The organism is Pasteurella oralis, from assembly GCF_042681465.1.
In the GTDB taxonomy this organism is placed as follows: Bacteria; Pseudomonadota; Gammaproteobacteria; order Enterobacterales; family Pasteurellaceae; genus Pasteurella; species Pasteurella oralis.
In genome coordinates, this window is the sequence record NZ_JBHUFP010000004.1 from 328,269 (window position 1) to 347,928 (window position 19,660).

A 19,660-nucleotide genomic window follows, 5' to 3' on the forward strand; every position below is an offset into this window, starting at 1 on the left:
ATAAAGAATAGAACGTGGGATTACTCACATTTTCTGTTTATAAGGCTCGAATTGATTCGCGTAGGATAAGTTCGGGTTGGAGGAGTAAAGTGCGGTGTGTTTCTGATGGATTTTTAATGCGCTGTAATAATGTTTCTACCGCAAGTTTTCCTAGCTCTGCTTTAGGTTGGTTGATCGTGCTAAGTGGCGGAGACATATATTGGGCAAGAGTGATATTATCGTAACCAATAATGGAAATATCTTGAGGGATAATTAAACCTTGCCGCCAGATGGTTTGATAAGCACCAAAAGCAATACTATCACTACAAGCAAAAACTGCTGTTGGGCGAGGGGTTAGGGCGAGGACTTTTTCCATGCCAATCATCCCCCCTTCGAAGTCAAAATGGCTTTCAATAATAAATTCAGATTTTAATGGAATGTTAGCTTCGGCAAGGGCTTTTTTATAGCCATTAAGTCGGTTATGCGCGAGTGATTTTTTGAGATTACCGGTGATAATTGCAATTTGTTGATGCCCTTTTTCGATTAACGCTTTTGTTGCAAGATAACCGCCATATTCTGAATTTTCAAAGATTTTATCTGCGTCTTCTTCAGTTGGCCACCAGTCCATAATGACAAAAGGCAAATTTAAATTGAGGTCTTTCCCAATTTGAATACGGGAGTCAGAACACATTAATAATAAGCCATCAACTTGCTTTTGGATTAGCGTCTGTAGATTGTTACGCAAGCGATCGGTATTACCTTCAGTATTAGATAAGATCAGATTGTAATTATGTTGATTACAATATTGTTCAACGCCACTTACTACTTCTGTAAAAAAAGGGTTATTTGTTGCAGTCACCAGTAAACCGATGGTTTTGGTTTCTTTTACTTTGAGGCTGCGGGCGAGGGCAGAGGGCGTATAGTTGAGCTCTTGAACAACATTGAGCACTTTAGCTCGGATTTCATCGCTGACAAAACGTGAATTATTAATGACATGAGATACGGTGGAAGTTGATACTTGTGCTATCCTAGCGATGTCTTTCATTGTTGCCATAACGTCATTTTTCCTTGTTTTTTAAGTATCTTACTTTCTTTGCTCAAGCAAAGAAAGTAAGCAAAGAAATGCACTCCGATTAAACTGCTATTCTTCTCGTAAAGAAAATCTTTTTAACCAACAATTTCACAGTTGTTTCTTTCAAAAAATGCCTTCAAGTCCGAGCGGTTTATACGGGTAAATTGATAACTATGTATTACTTTTTAGAAAATTCAGTGTTTCTTCTCTCGTTGGGATTGAAGGTTGGGCACCTTGTCTGGTGACGCTAATCGCGGCGGCGGCATGGGCAAAGCGGATTGCTTCAGCAAGTGGCTTATCTTCTAATAATGCTGTCATTAAGGCACCATTGAACGTATCACCTGCGGCAGTTGTATCTTTGGCTTCAACACGGAAACCCGTAATGATTTGGTTAGTTTTTCCTTGGCTAACATAAACACCTTTTGAGCCGAGCGTGATCAAAACGGTTTCAATGCCTTTTTGATGGAAAACTTGTGCTGCTTGTTGTGCACTTTGTTCATCTACTACTTTGACACCCGTTAAAATTTCGGTTTCTGTTTCATTGGGAGTGATCATATCTAACAGAGTAAGTAGTTCATCTGGTAGCGCTTGCGCTGGTGCTGGGTTTAAGACAACTTGAGTATGAGATGATTTGGCTAATTTTGCCGCAGAAATGACCGCACTTAATGGGGTTTCAAGTTGCATTAATAAGGCGTCTGCTTGCATGATTTTATCGGCAAATGTATCAACGATGTCTTCATTTAAATAGGCATTTGCACCAGCAGAAATGACAATACTGTTTTCTCCACTCGCTGCAACTTGAATCATTGCAATACCTGTCATTTCATTTTTGATTTCAACAACAGCATCAGTATTCATACCATCTTGTATAAATGTTTTCTTCATTGCTTGACCAATATCATCATCACCAATACAAGCAATAAAATCAATATTGGCGCCTAAGCGTGCTGCAGCAACTGCTTGGTTCGCACCTTTACCTCCATAAGCAATATGATAGTGGCTACCTGTGAGGGTTTCGCCTGGTTTAGCAAAATGAGGCACGGAAATCACATGATCGGCATTGACACTGCCAAGAACGGTTAATTTTTTCATCTTCTTTTCGCTTATCTTTGTCTGTTACTACATTTAAATTTGGGCAGATCTGATGATCTGCCCGATAAATCGCCATGAATACGATATATTATTGACTAATGACTTTTAAATCTACAGGGATTTTAGCGTCGACTTTTTCACCTTTTAACAGTTTATCTGCGGTAGCAACACCAAGTGCACCAATTAAATCAGGCTGTTGCGCAATTGTTGCTGCCATTTTACCTGTTTCAACTGCTTTTACACCATCATCGGTACCATCAAATCCGACGACTAAAACTTCTTTATTTGCCGCTTTGATCGCACGTAATGCACCTAATGCCATTTCGTCATTTTGTGCAAATACTGCTTTGACATCCCCTTTACTCGCAAGTAAGTTTTCCATGACATTGAGTCCTTTAGTGCGATCAAAATCAGCAGGTTGGCTTGCTAATACATCAAATTTGTGTGCTTCAATGGCTTGTTTGAAGCCTTCACCACGTTCACGTGCTGCTGATGTACCCGCGATACCTTCTAATTGAATAACTTTAGCACCAGCGCCTAATTTTTGTGCGATAAAATCACCTGCCATTTTACCACCTGCAACGTTATCTGAGGCAATATGGCTTACAACATCACCAGCAACTGCACCACGGTCTAACGTGATAACAGGGATCTTATTGCGATTTGCCATTTTCACTGCATTGACTACTGCTTCAGAATCTGTTGGGTTGATTAGTAATACTTTTACACCACGAACAGTGAGATCTTCAACATTAGCCAATTCTTTAGCTGGATCGTTTTGTGAATCAAGCACGACGAGTTTATAACCCAGCTCATCCGCTTTTTTCTGCGCACCATCTTTTAATGTCACGAAAAATGGGTTATCTAGGGTTGACACTGCTAATGCAATCGTTTCTTTAGCCAGTGCAGTACCGCTAACCGCGAAGCTTAGCATTAATGCTGAAGCTAATGTGGTTAATTTTTGAAGTTTTTTCATAGTGAGTTCTCCTACAAAGTGAGTGGGTTAAACTTTTTTCGTTCCTAAGTAATTATCGGCTAAAACCGCAATCAAAATAACTAAGGCTTTGGCAATCATCTGATAATAAGATGAGATATCTAATAGGTTGAGTGCATTGTTTAGGAAGCCAATAATTAATGCGCCAATTAATGTCCCCATGACACGTCCTTTACCGCCCATTAAGCTGGTACCACCAACAACAACCGCTGCGATAGCATCTAATTCATAAGAAACCCCTGCAGTAGGTTGGGCTGATGAGAGACGTGAAGTGACGATTAAGCCTGCTAGTGCAGATAAGAAACCGCTGACTGCAAAGACAAAAATTTTGATTTTATTGACGTTTATGCCTGATAGTTGGGTGGCTGATTCATTACCACCTAGGGCATAGATATAGCGACCAATACGAGTATGTTTTAACACATACCAAGAAGCAGCAAAAACAAATGCCATAATCCAAATTGGTACAGGAATACCCAATACATAGCCAGTACCTAAGAAAGCAAAGGCGTCAGCACCTTCTGAAAAGCCCGTACTAATTGGGCGTCCATCGGTATAGACCATCGTCACACCACGTAATAATGTCATTGTCACTAAGGTCGCAATAAACGCCTGTACTTTACCTTTAGCCACGATCACACCGCTGACACCACCGAGTAATGTACCGATGAGAAGTGTCGCTGGAATGACGAGCAAAATAGGCAGCTCTGCGCCGACCATAGAAGCCGCAATGGCGCCTGTTAGCGCTAACACCGATCCTACTGAAAGATCGATACCAGCAATTAAAATGACAAAAGTCATGCCAACTGCAATAATTGCATTGACAGAAGTTTGACGTAGAATGTTGAGAATGTTATCAACACTGAAAAAATCAGGATTGATGATAGAAACAATCGCGATCAATACCAATAGTGCAATGACTGAGCGTTGTTCGATTAAAAATTTACCTAATTGAAAGGGTTTGGTTTGAGTTGTCATAATAAATCCTTAAAATTTAGACCGCACTTTTGCCAATGGCAGCTGCTAATAATTTCTCTTGAGTGGCTTCGCCACGTTGGAATTCCGCACTGATACGTCCTTCATGCATCACTAAAATACGATCGCTCATACCAAGTACTTCTGGCATTTCAGAAGAAACAATAATGATACTTAAGCCATCTTTTTTGAATTCATTGATCAGTTGGTAAATTTCTTTTTTGGCGCCCACATCAACACCTCGTGTTGGCTCATCTAAGATCAAGACTTTAGGGCGTGTCATTAACCCTTTTGCAATCGCGACTTTTTGTTGATTACCACCAGAAAGTAAGCCGATTTGTTGATCTTGGCTTGGCGTTTTAATGTTGAACATGGTGATAAAATCGCCGACAGCCAGTTTTTCTGCGCTATGATCGATTTGAATGGCTTTAGAAAAATAATCAAGGGCTGTCAATGACATATTTTCTTTGACCGACATGCCAAGAATTAAACCATCGCCTTTACGGTCTTCAGAAATATAGACAATGCCATTATTTAAACCATCTTGTGGACAAGTATTGTGAATTTCTTTCCCATTTAGACGTACTTTTCCACTACTACGTGGTAATGCTCCATAGAGGACTTTCATGAGTTCAGTTCGACCAGCGCCCATTAAACCTGAAATACCGAGAATTTCGCCTCGATGTAAATTAAAGGTCACATCATGTACACCACTACCAGTTAAGCCTTCTACTTCAAGTAATACCTCGCCTGCTGTTTGAGCTAAATGAGGATATTGTTCATCTAGGCGACGTCCGACCATCATTTCAATCAAGCGATCTTCATCAAGATCGACAACAGCAGCTTCACCAATGAACTGACCATCACGTAGTACGGTGACATCATCGCAAATTTCGAAAATTTCTTTAATGCGGTGTGAAATATAGACAATGCCACGTTTTTCAGCTTTTAGTTCACGAATGACTTTAAATAAGGCTTCAGTTTCAGTATCGGTTAACGCATCAGTTGGTTCATCCATAATGATGACTTTAGATTCAAAACTGAGCGCTTTGGCAATTTCCACCATTTGTTGTTCGCCAATAGACAGTTCAGCACAAAGCTGGTGGCTACTATGTGGTACACCAAGATGTTTGAGCAATTTATCGGCTTCTTGGTGCATTTTTTTCCAATCAATCCCGCCCCAAGGTGTGGTAAATTCGCGACCTAAGAAAATATTTTCAGCGATAGTTAAGTTACTGACTAAATTCAGTTCTTGATGGATAATACTGATTCCTGCTTCTTGAGAATCTTTAGGACCTTTAAACGCGACTTGTTGACCCAAATATTCAATGGTCCCTGCATCTTTGCTGTAAATACCAGTTAATACTTTCATTAGGGTTGATTTTCCCGCCCCATTTTCACCCATTAATGCCATTGCCCGTCCGGCATAAACAGATAAACATGCGTTACTGAGTGCTTTTACACCGGGGAAAGATTTATCAATACCGCTAATTTTGAGTAAAGGTTGATGTTGCATGTTGAGTACCCCTTAAAATGGTACGCCTGAATATAAAATGACATTGGCATAAGGTGAACATTCGCCACTGCGCACAATCGCTTTGCAGTGATAGGTATAAGCTTTGAATGCCTCATGATGAACATATTCCACTTTAATGTGATTTCCTTGTTGCTGTTCTAGCTGAGTAAGGCTGTTTAAAAGTGCGGTTAAAATTTTGGGATTTTTCTCTTTAATTTCTTGTGCGATCACTGCGCGCTCGACAAACATTTCTGTTGCTACTGCGTTGAAGGTTTGCAAGAAGCTTGGCACACCTGCACTTAAGGCTAAATCAACACGTTCAACGGGTGTTGGAATGGGTAAGCCTGCATCACAAATGGTTAAGCTATCTGTATGACCTAATTTGGCAATCACTTGGGATAATTGCGCATTGAGTACAGTTGTTTTTTTCATTACATACCTCAACTTTGTTTTGTTTCTTTTTTATCGAAACGTTTCGATAAGCTTTGAAGTTTAGTGTAAGAGTAAATAAAAAAAGTGCAAAAGGGTTTTATTCGATCTGTGAAGTAGATCAAACTATTTCGCTTTATACCTAGATTATTTGTATTTAAAATAACTTCAATTGATAGTTAAAACATAATGAAGGGAAGATAAAATGAAACGCATTTTGTTTGGATTACTTATTTTAATCATTTCTTATAATGCCGTCGCAAAACGAGTGAGCTGCAAGAGTTTTAAAACACAGGCACAAGCACAAGCTTATATGGAAAGGTATGCAGCATATCATTTAGATGGCGATGGTGATGGTGAGGCTTGTGAATGTTTACCGGGTGGGAGTAGCTATGGTTCTTCGAAGTGTCGCAAATAATAAAAAATGTGCTATTAACGGATGTTTTAATAGCACATTTTGCATATTAGGCCTTTTTCAAAAATTCAGATTTTAATGAAAAGCTTTGTCCATCAATTTTACAATCGACATCGTGATCTGCATCCACTAAACGAATGTTTTTTGCTTTAGTACCTTTCTTCAGGACAATTGAGGAACCTTTTACTTTTAAATCTTTAATTAGAATGACAGCATCACCATCTTGTAAAATATTACCGTTACTATCTTTAACGACTTTTTCATCATTTTCTACCACGTCGTTGCCAGACCATTCGTGACTACAATCGGGACAAACAAAATTGATTGAGTCATGATAAACATATTCGCTATGGCATTTTGGGCAATTTGGCATTTGTTCCATTCTTTAATTTCCTTCTTCAATAAAATGACGCGAAAGTATAGCAAAGAAGCAAGATTTTACCAAAATTCCGCGTTAACAACTCTGATTTGTTGAGATTCGCTTTTCCAGTAGAATCGCTGCATTTACTACAAAATAAGGAAAATAAAATGAAAAAAACTACCTTCAGTTTAGGGCTTGCTACCATGTTATTTGTTCCATCTTTATTTGCCCATAACATTCAATTGAATATGCATTTACCCGTAGTGAATGTTGCCACTGATGGTGAATTAATGCTACAAGGGGAACAAGTCAATTATCAAGCTTGGAATTCAGCAAATTTAGCTGGGAAAGTTCGTATTGTGCATCATTTTGCTGGACGCAGTAGCGTAAAGGAAAAAAATGAGCCTTTAATGGCTGCAATTAAGGCGGCACAATTGAGTGCAGAGAAATACCAAACGACGACAATTATTAATGCTGATGATACAGTGTTTGGAACAGGTGGCTTTGTTAAAAGTAGTGCGGAGAAAGGGAAAAAAAGCAATGCGCGTAGTCAAGTAGTTTTAGATCAGCAAAGTGCGGTCAAAAATGCATGGAATTTGAAAGAGAAAGAAAGCCTAATTGTAGTGCTAGATAAAAATGGTAAAGTGAAATTTGTCAATGAAGGCGCATTGTCGGCACAACAAGTGCAAGATGTGATTAGTTTAGTGACAGAATTAACCAAATAATAAACAAATATTGATAAAAATCTGTTCCTTAAATTATGTCAATGACATAATGTACCCCAAGGAATAGATTTTATGTTTCTATTTAATGCTATCAATTGTAATAGGTTGTTTACCAACTTAGCGTTACCTCACAAGATACAAGAGAAAATTGCATCTGATGTTATATTGGATGCTAGTTTTGCAGTTTTCAGCGATATCTAACCAGACTTATCCAAAATAATTTTTTATTATCCAGCACAAAAGGAGCGCTTATGTCAATTAATCTCACTAGAGTACAGGGCATTATTAAAAAACTCGCTTCAATATCTTCTGTTGAAGGTGAGTTAACACGTTTAGCATTTAGTCCTGAAGATGAACTTGCACACAATTATTTGATTGAACTATGTCAAGGATATGATCTGTCAATTCGACGTGATGAAATTGGTAATTTGTTTATTCGCAAAGCAGGAGTTGAAGATCATTTACCCGCAGTTGCTTTTGGTTCACATATTGATACTGTTGTTAATGCGGGTACTCTTGATGGGCCTTTAGGTTCTGTTGCTGGTTTGGAAATCTTATTAAACGCTTGTGAACAAGACATAAAAACACGCTACCCTTTGGAATTGATTATTTTTACTTGTGAAGAATCCAGCCGCTTTAATTATGCGACGCTAGGCAGTAAAGTTATGTGTGGTGTTGTGGATAAAGTGGGACTGAGCCTGTTAAAGGATAAACAAGGGAAAAGTTTAGCGGATGCGCTCGCAGAGGTGGGATTAAATTTTGAGTTAGTCGACAATGCACGACGCCAAGCTAACGAATTTAAATGTTTCTTTGAGCTACATATTGAGCAAGGACCTCGTTTAGAAAATGAAAATGAAACGATTGGTATCGTGACCGGGATTGCGGCACCAATTCGCTGTCGAGTGAAGATTAAAGGGCAAGCAGATCATTCTGGTGCGACAGCAATGCATTATCGCCATGATGCGTTATTAGGTGGTGCAGAGCTTGCTTTAGCTATTGAACAAGCGGCTATTGTAGCAGGACACTCAACCGTTGCAACCGTTGGAAATTTAGTGGCTAAACCCGGCGTGATGAATGTAGTTCCCGGTGATTGTGAATTGTTAGTGGATATTCGAGGTATTGATGTTGCTGCCAGAGAAGCGGTTTTTATTGCCTTGCAGCAACAACTTGAGCAGGTTTCAGCAAGACGTGGTTTAGCGATAGAATTACAACTGATTTCTAAAGATAGTCCAGTTATATTATCTGATAGCATTATTGAGCTTATTCGTACGACAGCCGAACAGTTGGGCTATGATTATGAAATTATGCCAAGTGGTGCAGGGCATGATGCTATGCATATGGCAAAATTATGTCCAACAGGAATGATTTTTGTGCCATCTCGTGAGGGGATTAGCCATAATCCGTTGGAGTTTACTACATGGGAAGATATTGAGGCTGGAATTTGTGTATTACAACAGGTCGTGTTAACACAAGCAGAATTGATTAAGTCTTGAATGGGGCTGTTAGAGTAAAAGTGCGGTCAGTTTTTAGCAAATTTTATTATGATGTTGTTAATCAAGTGAGCAATCTTTGATGTCACACTTATATTGAACTGTTAGAGTGAATATATGCATTTGAGTGTGATAATTCAGTAGATGAGAAGCTTATATTGTTGTAGATAAATACATCTTGAACAGTAAGTAAAAAATGGGCATCTTAAATGACAGGTCGTCGAAAGATGCCCATTTTTTAATTTGATACTTGCTATTTTTTGTAATAGACCTGCTCAAAAGGAATGCGATAACGCTCTCCCCAGATGCCCCTGCCTGCTTTACGTACACCACAAGCAACGATCATATTGATTTCAGCACCAGCTGGAAGCGCCAAAGTTTTCTTAACACGATTGCTGTCTAGCCCTTCGATTGGACAAGTATCATAGCCTTGTTCTGTCATTGCAAGCATGAACGTTTGTGCGACTAATCCACAACTTTTGTGGGTTACTACACGCATATCCGCTTCCGACATTTCGGTATAGATAGGGCGCCATAGGCTGATTGTTTTAGCTAATACTTTTCTAAATAAACCGAGTAGACCAAAACAACGGCGGTAAGCAAAGGGCATTAATTTGGCGTAATAATCCGTTTTGCCTTTAATACGATTAGCATGACGCTCGACAGGGCTGTTACGTTTTATGTTGTCAATTTCAAAATCTAAAATTGCCTGTGCCCGCTGTTGATATAAATCTTGACGCGCGACAAACACAACCATTTGTTGTGCTGTTGTGGCTGCTTGTTGATTTAAACAAGCTTCGGCTAATTTGCTCAGTAATGCGTTGTCCGTAATATGATAAAACTCATACAGTTGCATGTTAGAACTGGTTGGCGCCAATGTGGCGAGCTGTAAGCAATGTTTTACTTTTTGGCTATCAAGAGGTTGCTCTGGATCAAAATAGCGTACGGCTCGGCGTCGCTGGAGAAGATCGGATAAAGTCATCATAATTATTCCTTACAAAGAGATGAACTGCTTAATTTCAGTGTAGGTTAAGGGTGAATACTATAACAAACTGAGCAGGATATCGACTATGTATTTCAACAGATAAATTAGGATTTAACGCAATAAAATTAGCTGATGTACTTAAATTAGCAATAAGTTAAACGTTTTTTTACTATTTATTAAATCGTGCTGATCATTTTTTTAACGATTTTAATGCGGTGATATAGGTCAGTCCAAAAACCTCAATTTGTGTTAATACTTGCTGAAATTGCATACCAAGTTCAGTCAAACTGTACTCAACTCGTGGTGGAACTTCAGCAAAGACTTTTCTCTCTACTAATTTATCTTTTTCAAGTTGGCGCAATTGTCGAGTTAATACTGTTCGTGTTGCTTGTGGTATCAGCTTTTCAAGTTGATTAAATCGCTTAGTGCCAGTATTGAGATGATATAAAACCACAATTGCCCATTTTCCTTGTAATACTTTTTGCGTAGTAATGTAAGGGCATTGCTCATAATTAATTGACATAAAAATACCTTTTAAAATCAATGATAGTCATCTATTTGATACTATGTATTGTAAATGTGCGTACTTGTTAAATGAAGACTAGGGAGTATAACATGGTTCAAGTTGAAGATGTCTTCTATTTTACTCAGGAGGATGAGCATGAAAAATGAGATGATGAAGGTATTTAATACTTATACCCAAGCGTTAGCTTCTGGTGATTTTGCCGCTGCATTTGCTTGTATGGCTGATGACATTAAATGGCATATGGGAGGAGAAGGTCCTTTATCTGGCTTAGTTGTTGGTAAATCTGCATTACAAGCACGTTTAGCCGAGTTTGTTAAGTGTAGCAATGGTACTTTTCGAGTTGTCACACATTGGGCAGCATATAATGATGATTTTGTTGCGGCAAGTGTTATTTCTTCTGCACAACGTAGTGCTCAAGATAGACTGAATATGCCAGGTATTGATTTATTTAAAATTACCGACGGCAAAATTCAAGAGGTATGGACCTTTGCCCAATTTCAAGATGTGGAAGATCAATTTTGGCAACAGTAGCTTGGTATCTAAGCTGAATCTAGAATCAATATCAGAAATGGCAAAAATGCACCAAAACTGACCGCACTTTTGCCTGATTGCAATTAGGTGAGATTACTGATGTTATTGTACAGCGCAAAAACAAAGGCACCAGCAATCACAGATAACAAGATTTTCTCATTTGTTTTGAGTTGCAAGCATTTACCTTGATATTGGTATCTTGAATATAAATAAATAGCGATTCCAGGTACGTAAAGTAACACCGACAGTAACAGATAGTTTAAGCCTGCGGCGTAAATAATCCATAAGCCATAGATCGATGCCATTAAACCCGTTAATTTAATGTACCAAGCGCTATTTTGTTGAATGGACAATTTGAGTAAATAGGCGCCAATTAACAAATAGGGTACGAGGATCATGGAAGTTGAGATGAGTAAAAGGGCATTATAACTTTTGCCTGTCATTAAGACTAAAATTAAACAGAATTGTACAATGAAGTTAGTGAACCAAAGAGAATTGATTGGTGTCTCGTTTTCATTTATTTTGTTCAAGATTTGTGGAAATGCGCCATTTTTTGCACCACGATAAGGGACTTCAGCAGAATACATTGTCCAACTAATGTATGAGGCGAGTACGGAAACAATTAAGCAAGCAGTAATAATGATTTTTCCACTATGACCAATCATATTTTCCAATAACCCCGCCATAGACGGATTCGACATATTCGCAATAGTTTCGCGTGGTAAGATACCGAGTGATAAAACTGTAATTGCAACATATAAAATTAATGCAATGACAATACCGAATACTGTTGCTAATCCTACATCACTGCGTTTTTTAGCATGTGCCGAAAGCACTGCCGCACCTTCAACACCAACAAACACCCATAATGTAATTAACATCGTATTTTTAACTTGATCTGAAATATTATTCTTTAATTCAACAGCGTTAATATCATAATTAAAAGTTTGTGGTGAAAAATACCAAGCCGCTAAGACAATGAATAATACGAGCGGAAATGCTTTGACAAAAGTTGCGAGTAGGTTAAGAAAAGCAGCCTCTTTCACGCCTCTTGTGATGAGCCAATGCACCAACCATACCACAATTGAAGCACCCAAAAATGCAAAAAATGTATTGCCTTGCCCAAATAATACACGATCTTCATTATCAGTGAATAAACCTAATCCTTCAAAGGCAACGACCAAATATCCCACACTACCAATAGTCGCACACAACCAATATCCCCATGCGGAGAGGAAACCAACTAAATCACCAAAGCCTTCGCGCGCATAAGTATAAATACCGCCATCAAGCTCGGGTTTTAAACGCGAGATATAGAAAAAAGATAAGCCAAGAAAGATAATGCCGATACCTGTGATAACCCAGCCGATGATTAATGCTTGTGCGCCTGCGACTTCAGCCATATTCTGCGGCAAACTGAAAATTCCCGAACCAATCATTGAACTTAGCACTAATGCGGTGAGGGATAATAATCCGATTTTTTTATTCGACATCTTGTCTTCTCTTATTTTTATTATGAATGTGAATGAAAAAGCACCGCACTTTGGGAGGTAAAGTGCGGTGCTTTTTTAGTGAGTTTTATACGTTAAAGCGGAAATGCATGACATCGCCATCTTGTACAACATAATCTTTTCCTTCAAGGCGCCATTTACCCGCTTCTTTTGCACCAGCTTCACCTTTATATTGAATGAAATCTGCATAAGAGATCACTTCAGCACGAATAAAGCCTTTTTCAAAATCAGTATGAATTACCCCTGCTGATTTTGGTGCAGTTGCACCAATTGGAATTGTCCAAGCACGCACTTCTTTGACACCAGCGGTGAAGTAGGTTTGTAAATTAAGTAATTTATAACCAGCACGAATAACCCGATTCAAGCCCGGTTCTTCAATGCCTAAATCTTGCAGAAAATCAACTTTTTCTTCATCATCTAATTCAGCAATTTCAGATTCAATTGCTGCACAAACAGGCACAACAACAGCACCTTCTTTCTCTGCAATGTCACGTACAAGATCTAAATAAGGGTTATTTTCAAAGCCATCTTCATTAACGTTAGCAATGTACATTGTGGGTTTTAAGGTTAAGAAATTGTAACCTTTGATAGCTTGTAATTCCTCTTTATCTAAACCTATCGAACGAATCATACCGGCATTTTCAAGTACTGGTAAGATTTTTTCCATAATAGAAAGCTCGAATTTAGCGTCTTTATCACCACCTTTAGCGCGTTTTTGTAAACGTTGGATTGCGCGTTCACAGCTATCTAAATCAGCTAAGGCAAGTTCGGTATTAATGGTGTCAATATCTTCGGCGGGATCAATTTTACCCGCGACGTGCACGATATCGTCATTTTCAAAACAACGTACAACATGACCGATTGCATCGGTTTCACGAATGTTGGCTAAGAACTTATTTCCTAAACCTTCGCCTTTACTGGCACCAGCGACTAAACCTGCAATATCGACAAATTCCATTGTCGTTGGCAGAATGCGTTCTGGATTGACGATAGCTGCGAGTGCATCTAAACGTGGATCTGGCATCGGTACTACGCCTGTATTGGGTTCAATCGTGCAGAAAGGGTAGTTTGCTGCTTCAATACCTGCTTTAGTTAATGCATTAAATAGTGTAGATTTTCCCACGTTAGGTAAACCTACAATGCCACATTTAAATCCCATAATTTTTCCTTACTTAATAAATTTGATTTTTATTGAACTTTACTTACATCGTTTAAGTGGTACATTTTCACCCACTTTCGCAGTGACTTTGCCTGTTGGTGTCTCAAGTGGGGTAAGCGTATTTATTCGAACAGAGCACTCTTTTCCCGTAAATTGATAATGCAGCTCATAGTCAACACCAGCTTTAGGCATAAACTCTGCATTGATTTCACAGTAAGTATTTGAGTGCGTTTTTGCATTGCCAACATAGCCAGTAGTGCCAAACCAAGTTGTACCACTGACGATTGCAGGTTCATTCGCAATAATACGCTGCTCAATAAATGAGACAGTATCAAAGTAGCTATCTCGTTTAAGCGTATCAACGCTATATTGTGTTTGGGGCATGCCAATCGAGACACTCTTTAATGTACGTCTCGGCAATCCATTATGCGTGTTTTCACTTTTAAACGGATTGCGACTACGGATCTGTTTTTGACCTTCTTGAACTTGTTTACAACTTGTTGCACTGAGTATCTTGGTTGTTTTATTACCATTTGATTGATAGATTCGAATTCTTGCATCTGTTGTTGGGTCATAGGCTGTTTTTTTCTGTACAAGTATTGCACGGGCAGAACAACCACTTAATACAACAGCAATTAATAATGTAGGCAATAATTTTTTCATGTTTAGCTCCTCACAGTTAAGCTTTAAAACTATTTAAACGATTTGTTGCTTTTGTAATTCCTTCTTTGATTAAGATCTCTATACAATCCGTTGCTTCATCAAGAACTTTATCCATTAATTGCCAATCTGCTGGGGAAGGTTTACCAAGCACATAAGCAGAAACTAAATTTTTATCTCCTGGGTGACCAATACCAATGCGTAAACGATAGAAATTTTTGTTATTCGCTAGTTGTGTGATTGTATCGCGTAGCCCATTATGACCACCATGCCCACCACCTTGTTTAATTTTAGCAACGCCAGGTGGTAGATCTAATTCATCATGAATGACTAAAATTTCTTCAGGTTTAATACGATAGAAGTTGGCTAGTGTGCTGACGGCTTTACCACTTAGATTCATAAATGTAGTAGGCACTAAAAAACGCACTTCATGTCCATGAATCAATGCGCGTGCTGTTTTGCCAAAATATTTATTTTCTGGCACTAAATTAAGATTAAAACGACGTGTTAAACGCTCAATTAACCATTCTCCAGCATTGTGGCGAGTATCCGCATATTTATCGCCCGGATTTGCTAATCCCACAATTAATTTTATTTCAGACATTCTTCTCTTCCACGACTCAAAAATAGTGGCGTATTGTAGCGGAAAACTACTTTTTACTCAATGTTGTGATTTGTTGCGTTAACCAAGGAATTGCGTTTTCTAATGGAAAGTTTTGTGTATTGCCAGAATAAGTATTTTCTTGGTGAGCACTAATGATTTTAAGGTGAGGTACATGAGCAGGAATTAAGGGTTCCCAAGTGCCTAAATTAGGTTGACTATTCGCAAAAAAACTGAGTAATGGCTTTTGGAAAGCACAAGCTAAATGCAAAGAACCACCATCGACAGCAATCACGAAATCAGCACTTTCAACAAGCGCTAAATATTCATCTAGGCGGGTTTGTGGTGAAAGTTTAATGTCTAATGTTGGGCACAACGCATGAAGTTGTTGGTAATAATTAGGGGCTGTTGGGGTGTAACCTATAATACATTCGACTTGTGTAGCTAAGTTGCTTGTTAAACTACGGTTCAGTAATTCAGCCAATTCGGCTGCGGGAATTTGACGTTTACTCCCCTGGGGGCAAAGCAGTAAACGAAATTTATTCGCTTGCCAATAAGCAGCAATTTTTTGCTGATTTTGTTGTGTCGTATGCAGCACACTTTCAGGTTCAGGCAGTGAAAAATGTTCTGCAAACACCGATTGCATTAAATAGTGACTTAAACGCTCATTATCCTTTTGTGGGCAATGAATATCGTAACTTTTAATTGTCTCAAAATTGTAATATTTCTTATTATATTTACGGAAAATGACAATCCATTTTGGCATCAAAATGCGATCCATAAAGAGGGATGCGGAATTAAAGTTGTTTTCAAAATCGAGTAAGAGATCCCACTTTTTGCAATGCTTGATATAGCTTGGCAGATTACGTTCTACAAATTCATCAACCAGTCCCGAAGCTTGGTAAATCGCTTTATTGGCACCACGTACAACAACCCCTAGTTTGGCTTTAGGAAAGAGAGTTTTAAGTTGTTTGAGGTGAGCGGTATGCACAGCAGCATCGCCAATTGCAAAGCCTAAAGGACGAAGTAGGATAGATTGAATTTGATCAAATTGAATTGGGGATGGGTGTTTTTGGCGATTTTCTAATAATAAAATAAATAGTTGTTTAAAGTTCATTGTTATTGTCCCAATTCTTTGCTTATTTAGAGCGCGCTTTTCCGCTATAATACACAAAATTTTTTTGAAAAATAAGTAGTAATAATATGCCAATAATTAATCAAAGTGCTTTGGTCGCCTATAGTGCTGAACAAATGTATCAATTAGTGAATAATTATGAACAATATCCTGAATTTGTACCTGGTTGCGTCGCAGGGCGAACATTAACCCACCAAGCAAATCAAGTGACAGCAGAGTTAGTGATTGCAAAAGCAGGGATTAGTCAACGTTTTACCACTCAAAACACGATGCTAACAAATCGTTCAATCAAAATGCAATTAGTTGAAGGACCATTTAAATTTTTACAGGGGGAATGGATTTTTGATGAGTTAGATGAACGTTGTTGTAAAATTGCATTAAGACTGGAGTTTGAATTTTCTAATCCCATTATTGCTATGGCTTTTGGACAAATTTTTACACATTTAACCACAAGAATGATCAACGCATTTAAACAGCGTGCAAAAGAGGTGTATGGTGGCACAAATTAATATTGAAATTGTTTATGCCTATCCTAATCGCCATTACTTAAAAAAATTAATGGTGGAAGAGGGCACGATGATTCAAACTGCTATTTTACAATCTGGTATTTTGCAGCAGTTTACCGAAATTGATTTACGTGAAAATAAAGTTGGGATTTTCAGTCGTCCTGCAAAATTAACAGATCAGTTAAAAGAGGGTGATCGGATTGAAATTTACCGCCCGTTATTAGCCGACCCAAAAGAAATTCGTCGCAAACGTGCTGAACAGCAAGCTGCGCAAGTCAAAGAAAAACAGAAATAGGATAACGAGATGACATTTTGCTTACCAGAAAAAATTACGCCAGAGATTTTCTTACGTGATTATTGGCAAAAAAAGCCATTGCTAATTCGTCAGGGGTTACCGCAAATTATTGGTCTATTTGAGCCTGCTGATATTATTGAATTGGCGCAGCAAGAAGAAGTTACTGCACGTCTTATCAAACAATTTTCTGAAGATAATTGGCAATTAAAGCGAAGCCCATTAAATGCAAAAGATTTTGAAAAATTGCCTGCCCAATGGTCTGTGTTAGTCCAAAATTTAGAACAGTGGTCAACTGAACTGGGGAAACTTTGGAGCGCATTTGGTTTTATTCCACAATGGCAGCGTGATGATATTATGGCGTCTTATGCGCCTAGGGGTGGTTCAGTTGGGAAACACTATGATGAATATGATGTCTTTTTGGTTCAAGGCTATGGTCATCGCCGTTGGCAACTTGGTAAATGGTGCGATCCAAGTACTGAATTTAAACCAAATCAGCCAATTCGTATTTTTGATGATATGGGTGATTTGATTTTAGATGAAGTGATGGCACCTGGCGATATCTTATATGTCCCTTCTCGTCTATCGCATTATGGTGTTGCCGAAGATGATTGTTTGACTTTCTCATTTGGACTACGTTGTCCCAACTTAGCAGATTTATTAGATCATGTTAACCAAGCTTTTGATCAGCCATATCCTGAAATTGATTTAAATGAGTTTAATATTCCATTGCGATTAAGTCCGAGTGTACAAAAAACAGGGAAGCTTGATCCAGCGATGGTACAAACTATGAAACAGCAGTTATTAGCTAAACTAGCAAGTTCAACACAATTTGATCGTTTATTCCAGCAAGCTGTAGCGACAGCTGTCAGTACAAGACGTTACGATCTACTGGAAACAGAAGAATATTGCGATTTAGATGAGATACATTTGTTTTTGCAGCAAGGGGCTGTGTTGAGCCAAGACAATAATTGCAAATTACTTTATACAGAAAATCCATTACTGCTTTATGCTAATGGTGAATGGCTTGATGAGTTAAATGAAATTGAAGCTGAATTATTGAAGCGTTTAGCTGATGGTGAACAATTAACTTGGCAAAATTTAACTACACTTTGTGCACAGTCGACTGATCCAGCTAATGCAATGGCTCTACTGTTAGATACCTTATGCAATTGGATCGATGATGGCTGGGTATTGATTCAGTGAGCGATATAAAAAAGTAAGTAAAAAAATATATCTTGTAGTAAGTTATTTTGCGGCTAGATTTAATTTTTAATGAGGTATCTTATATATTATTCTCATTTATGAGTCTTATTTTTATCTTTTTAGTCACCCGTTATTTGAATTAAAAGGCAGAGGCATGTCCGATCAAATTTATTCTGTTTCTCAACTTAATCAATCCGTTCGTTTAATGCTTGAAAATCAGCTTGGGCAAGTTTGGTTGACTGGTGAGATTTCAAATTTTAGTCAGCCTGTATCAGGGCATTGGTACTTAACGTTAAAAGATGAGAATGCGCAAGTGCGTGCCGCTATGTTTCGAATGAAAAATTTGCGTGTTGGCTTCCGTCCTCAAAATGGCATGCAAGTATTAGTGCGTGCCAGTGTCAGTTTGTATGAGCCGCGTGGTGATTATCAAATTATTATTGAAAGTATGCATCCTGCTGGAGAAGGTTTACTGCAACAACAGTTTGAGGCTTTAAAAATGAAGCTAGCGGCGGAAGGTTTGTTTGCACAAAATCTCAAGAAAAACATACCGCACTTTAGTAAAGCTGTAGGGATTGTGACTTCCAAAACAGGCGCAGCATTACAAGATATTTTGCATATTTTGCAGCGACGTGATCCTACTTTAAACGTAGTGATTTATCCTACTGCAGTACAAGGCAAAGAAGCTAGTACGGAAATTGTACAAATGATTGAGCTTGCTAATCGTCGTCAAGAAGTGGATGTGTTAATTGTGGGACGAGGTGGTGGCTCTTTAGAAGATCTCTGCTGTTTTAATGAAGAAGGCGTTGCTCGTGCAATTTTTAATTCTGTTATTCCTATTATCAGTGCAGTAGGTCATGAAACTGATGTGACAATTGCAGATTTCGTCGCTGATTTACGTGCACCAACGCCTTCTGCTGCGGCAGAACTTGTCAGTCGTAATCAACAAGAATTATTGCAACAGCTATATTATAAAAAGCAGCGTTTGGAAATGGCATTCGATCGTTTATTTAGCGAGAAAAACCAGGAACTACAACGCCTTCGCTTGCGTTTACAACATCAACATCCACACAATCAATTACGTTCTCAGCAGCAGAGAATGCAGCAATTATCTCATCGTTTGCAGTTCGCTATGCAAGGCATGGTGAATAAAAGTCGTTATAGATTGACCGCACTTTCAGAGCGAATTGAGAAAAATCCATTGCCTTTTCAAGTGCAAAAACAGCAGCAATATATTTATCAGCTTGAGGCAAGGTTACATGCTGGATTAAATCGTTCATTAACATATAAACAACATCAACTCGCGAGAATTTGTGACAAATTAGATGGATTAAGCCCATTAAAAGTATTAGCGAGGGGCTATTCTATTGCAGAAAATGTAAGAGGGCATACAGTGACTCAGATTGAGCAAGTGAGTATTGGGGAACGATTAACTACCAAATTAAGCAGCGGCGAAATTATTAGCCAAATCGTTGAATTAAAAGCAAACTAAAAAGGAACAAT

General features: G+C 38.4%; 22 protein-coding genes. 8 read left to right on the forward strand and 14 right to left on the reverse strand.

Annotation, left to right across the window (positions count from 1 at the left end):
• Nucleotides 1-37 precede the first annotated feature (37 nt).
• The 6 genes from ACFSAV_RS03290 to rbsD form a co-directional block, all read right to left on the reverse strand.
• Nucleotides 38-1,033 (reverse strand): substrate-binding domain-containing protein, encoded by a 996-nt coding sequence (locus tag ACFSAV_RS03290; RefSeq protein WP_379096144.1) that lies wholly within the window; start codon nucleotides 1,031-1,033, stop codon nucleotides 38-40.
• Between the two features lie 189 nt (nucleotides 1,034-1,222).
• The gene (gene rbsK, locus ACFSAV_RS03295; RefSeq protein WP_101774662.1) at nucleotides 1,223-2,143 is read right to left on the reverse strand and encodes a ribokinase; all 921 of its coding nucleotides are present in this window, start codon (nucleotides 2,141-2,143) and stop codon (nucleotides 1,223-1,225) included.
• 88 nt (nucleotides 2,144-2,231) lie between these two features.
• Nucleotides 2,232-3,119: a ribose ABC transporter substrate-binding protein RbsB gene (rbsB, locus tag ACFSAV_RS03300; RefSeq protein WP_379096146.1), complete on the reverse strand. Its 888-nt coding sequence runs from the start codon at nucleotides 3,117-3,119 to the stop codon at nucleotides 2,232-2,234.
• Between the two features lie 27 nt (nucleotides 3,120-3,146).
• Nucleotides 3,147-4,115, reverse strand: coding sequence for a ribose ABC transporter permease (gene rbsC, locus ACFSAV_RS03305; RefSeq protein ID WP_379096149.1), 969 nt, complete (start codon nucleotides 4,113-4,115; stop codon nucleotides 3,147-3,149).
• A gap of 16 nt (nucleotides 4,116-4,131) precedes the next feature.
• Nucleotides 4,132-5,628: a ribose ABC transporter ATP-binding protein RbsA gene (gene rbsA, locus ACFSAV_RS03310; protein WP_101774665.1), complete on the reverse strand. Its 1,497-nt coding sequence runs from the start codon at nucleotides 5,626-5,628 to the stop codon at nucleotides 4,132-4,134.
• A gap of 12 nt (nucleotides 5,629-5,640) precedes the next feature.
• Nucleotides 5,641-6,060 carry a D-ribose pyranase gene (gene rbsD, locus ACFSAV_RS03315; protein ID WP_101774666.1) on the reverse strand — a complete coding sequence of 140 codons (420 nt, stop codon included), beginning with the start codon at nucleotides 6,058-6,060 and terminating at the stop codon, nucleotides 5,641-5,643.
• Between the two features lie 202 nt (nucleotides 6,061-6,262).
• On the opposite strand from rbsD, the gene ACFSAV_RS03320 reads away from it, so the two are divergent.
• A complete protein-coding gene (locus ACFSAV_RS03320; RefSeq protein WP_101774667.1) occupies nucleotides 6,263-6,475 on the forward strand; it encodes an excalibur calcium-binding domain-containing protein in 213 nt (70 codons plus the stop codon).
• Between the two features lie 46 nt (nucleotides 6,476-6,521).
• Here the strand turns inward: ACFSAV_RS03320 and ACFSAV_RS03325 are convergent, their stop codons facing one another.
• The gene (locus tag ACFSAV_RS03325; protein WP_101774668.1) at nucleotides 6,522-6,854 is read right to left on the reverse strand and encodes a zinc ribbon domain-containing protein YjdM; all 333 of its coding nucleotides are present in this window, start codon (nucleotides 6,852-6,854) and stop codon (nucleotides 6,522-6,524) included.
• A gap of 146 nt (nucleotides 6,855-7,000) precedes the next feature.
• Between ACFSAV_RS03325 and ACFSAV_RS03330 the strand changes: the two genes are divergently transcribed.
• Both ACFSAV_RS03330 and ACFSAV_RS03335 read left to right on the forward strand, forming a co-directional pair.
• Nucleotides 7,001-7,558, forward strand: coding sequence for a YtfJ family protein (locus ACFSAV_RS03330; RefSeq protein ID WP_379096154.1), 558 nt, complete (start codon nucleotides 7,001-7,003; stop codon nucleotides 7,556-7,558).
• Nucleotides 7,559-7,809: 251 nt separating this feature from the next.
• The gene (locus ACFSAV_RS03335) at nucleotides 7,810-9,051 is read left to right on the forward strand and encodes a Zn-dependent hydrolase (RefSeq protein ID WP_379096157.1); all 1,242 of its coding nucleotides are present in this window, start codon (nucleotides 7,810-7,812) and stop codon (nucleotides 9,049-9,051) included.
• A 250-nt stretch (nucleotides 9,052-9,301) separates the two neighbouring features.
• Here ACFSAV_RS03335 and ACFSAV_RS03340 read toward each other — a convergent pair whose 3' ends face one another.
• Nucleotides 9,302-10,030, reverse strand: coding sequence for a nitroreductase family protein (locus tag ACFSAV_RS03340; RefSeq protein ID WP_379096465.1), 729 nt, complete (start codon nucleotides 10,028-10,030; stop codon nucleotides 9,302-9,304).
• 193 nt (nucleotides 10,031-10,223) lie between these two features.
• Nucleotides 10,224-10,556 (reverse strand): winged helix-turn-helix transcriptional regulator, encoded by a 333-nt coding sequence (locus tag ACFSAV_RS03345; RefSeq protein ID WP_379096160.1) that lies wholly within the window; start codon nucleotides 10,554-10,556, stop codon nucleotides 10,224-10,226.
• Between the two features lie 138 nt (nucleotides 10,557-10,694).
• Here ACFSAV_RS03345 and ACFSAV_RS03350 point away from each other — a divergent pair, with 138 nt between their 5' ends.
• The gene (locus ACFSAV_RS03350) at nucleotides 10,695-11,090 is read left to right on the forward strand and encodes a nuclear transport factor 2 family protein (RefSeq protein WP_379096163.1); all 396 of its coding nucleotides are present in this window, start codon (nucleotides 10,695-10,697) and stop codon (nucleotides 11,088-11,090) included.
• Nucleotides 11,091-11,173: 83 nt separating this feature from the next.
• On the opposite strand, the gene ACFSAV_RS03355 is transcribed toward ACFSAV_RS03350, so the two are convergent.
• The 5 genes from ACFSAV_RS03355 to ACFSAV_RS03375 all read right to left on the reverse strand — a co-directional run bounded on the left by ACFSAV_RS03355 (nucleotide 11,174) and on the right by ACFSAV_RS03375 (nucleotide 16,138).
• Nucleotides 11,174-12,583 carry a basic amino acid/polyamine antiporter gene (locus ACFSAV_RS03355; RefSeq protein ID WP_379096166.1) on the reverse strand — a complete coding sequence of 470 codons (1,410 nt, stop codon included), beginning with the start codon at nucleotides 12,581-12,583 and terminating at the stop codon, nucleotides 11,174-11,176.
• A gap of 85 nt (nucleotides 12,584-12,668) precedes the next feature.
• On the reverse strand, nucleotides 12,669-13,760 hold the full coding sequence (ychF, locus tag ACFSAV_RS03360) for a redox-regulated ATPase YchF (RefSeq protein WP_101774674.1): 1,092 nt from the start codon (nucleotides 13,758-13,760) through the stop codon (nucleotides 12,669-12,671).
• 39 nt (nucleotides 13,761-13,799) lie between these two features.
• Nucleotides 13,800-14,423 carry a lipoprotein gene (locus ACFSAV_RS03365; RefSeq protein WP_379096169.1) on the reverse strand — a complete coding sequence of 208 codons (624 nt, stop codon included), beginning with the start codon at nucleotides 14,421-14,423 and terminating at the stop codon, nucleotides 13,800-13,802.
• Nucleotides 14,424-14,439: 16 nt separating this feature from the next.
• Nucleotides 14,440-15,024, reverse strand: coding sequence for an aminoacyl-tRNA hydrolase (gene pth / locus ACFSAV_RS03370; RefSeq protein ID WP_379096172.1), 585 nt, complete (start codon nucleotides 15,022-15,024; stop codon nucleotides 14,440-14,442).
• A gap of 46 nt (nucleotides 15,025-15,070) precedes the next feature.
• The gene (locus ACFSAV_RS03375) at nucleotides 15,071-16,138 is read right to left on the reverse strand and encodes a glycosyltransferase family 9 protein (RefSeq protein ID WP_379096175.1); all 1,068 of its coding nucleotides are present in this window, start codon (nucleotides 16,136-16,138) and stop codon (nucleotides 15,071-15,073) included.
• Nucleotides 16,139-16,224: 86 nt separating this feature from the next.
• Between ACFSAV_RS03375 and ACFSAV_RS03380 the strand changes: the two genes are divergently transcribed.
• The 4 genes from ACFSAV_RS03380 (at nucleotide 16,225) to xseA (ending at nucleotide 19,649) form a co-directional block, all read left to right on the forward strand.
• Nucleotides 16,225-16,665 carry a type II toxin-antitoxin system RatA family toxin gene (locus ACFSAV_RS03380; RefSeq protein ID WP_101774678.1) on the forward strand — a complete coding sequence of 147 codons (441 nt, stop codon included), beginning with the start codon at nucleotides 16,225-16,227 and terminating at the stop codon, nucleotides 16,663-16,665.
• Nucleotides 16,649-16,957 (forward strand): RnfH family protein, encoded by a 309-nt coding sequence (locus ACFSAV_RS03385; RefSeq protein WP_101774679.1) that lies wholly within the window; start codon nucleotides 16,649-16,651, stop codon nucleotides 16,955-16,957. Before ACFSAV_RS03380 ends, ACFSAV_RS03385 begins: the two co-directional genes overlap by 17 nt.
• Before the next feature lie 9 nt (nucleotides 16,958-16,966).
• Nucleotides 16,967-18,160 carry a ribosomal protein uL16 3-hydroxylase gene (locus tag ACFSAV_RS03390; protein WP_379096179.1) on the forward strand — a complete coding sequence of 398 codons (1,194 nt, stop codon included), beginning with the start codon at nucleotides 16,967-16,969 and terminating at the stop codon, nucleotides 18,158-18,160.
• Nucleotides 18,161-18,314: 154 nt separating this feature from the next.
• Nucleotides 18,315-19,649, forward strand: coding sequence for an exodeoxyribonuclease VII large subunit (gene xseA, locus ACFSAV_RS03395; RefSeq protein ID WP_379096182.1), 1,335 nt, complete (start codon nucleotides 18,315-18,317; stop codon nucleotides 19,647-19,649).
• Nucleotides 19,650-19,660: the final 11 nt, after the last annotated feature.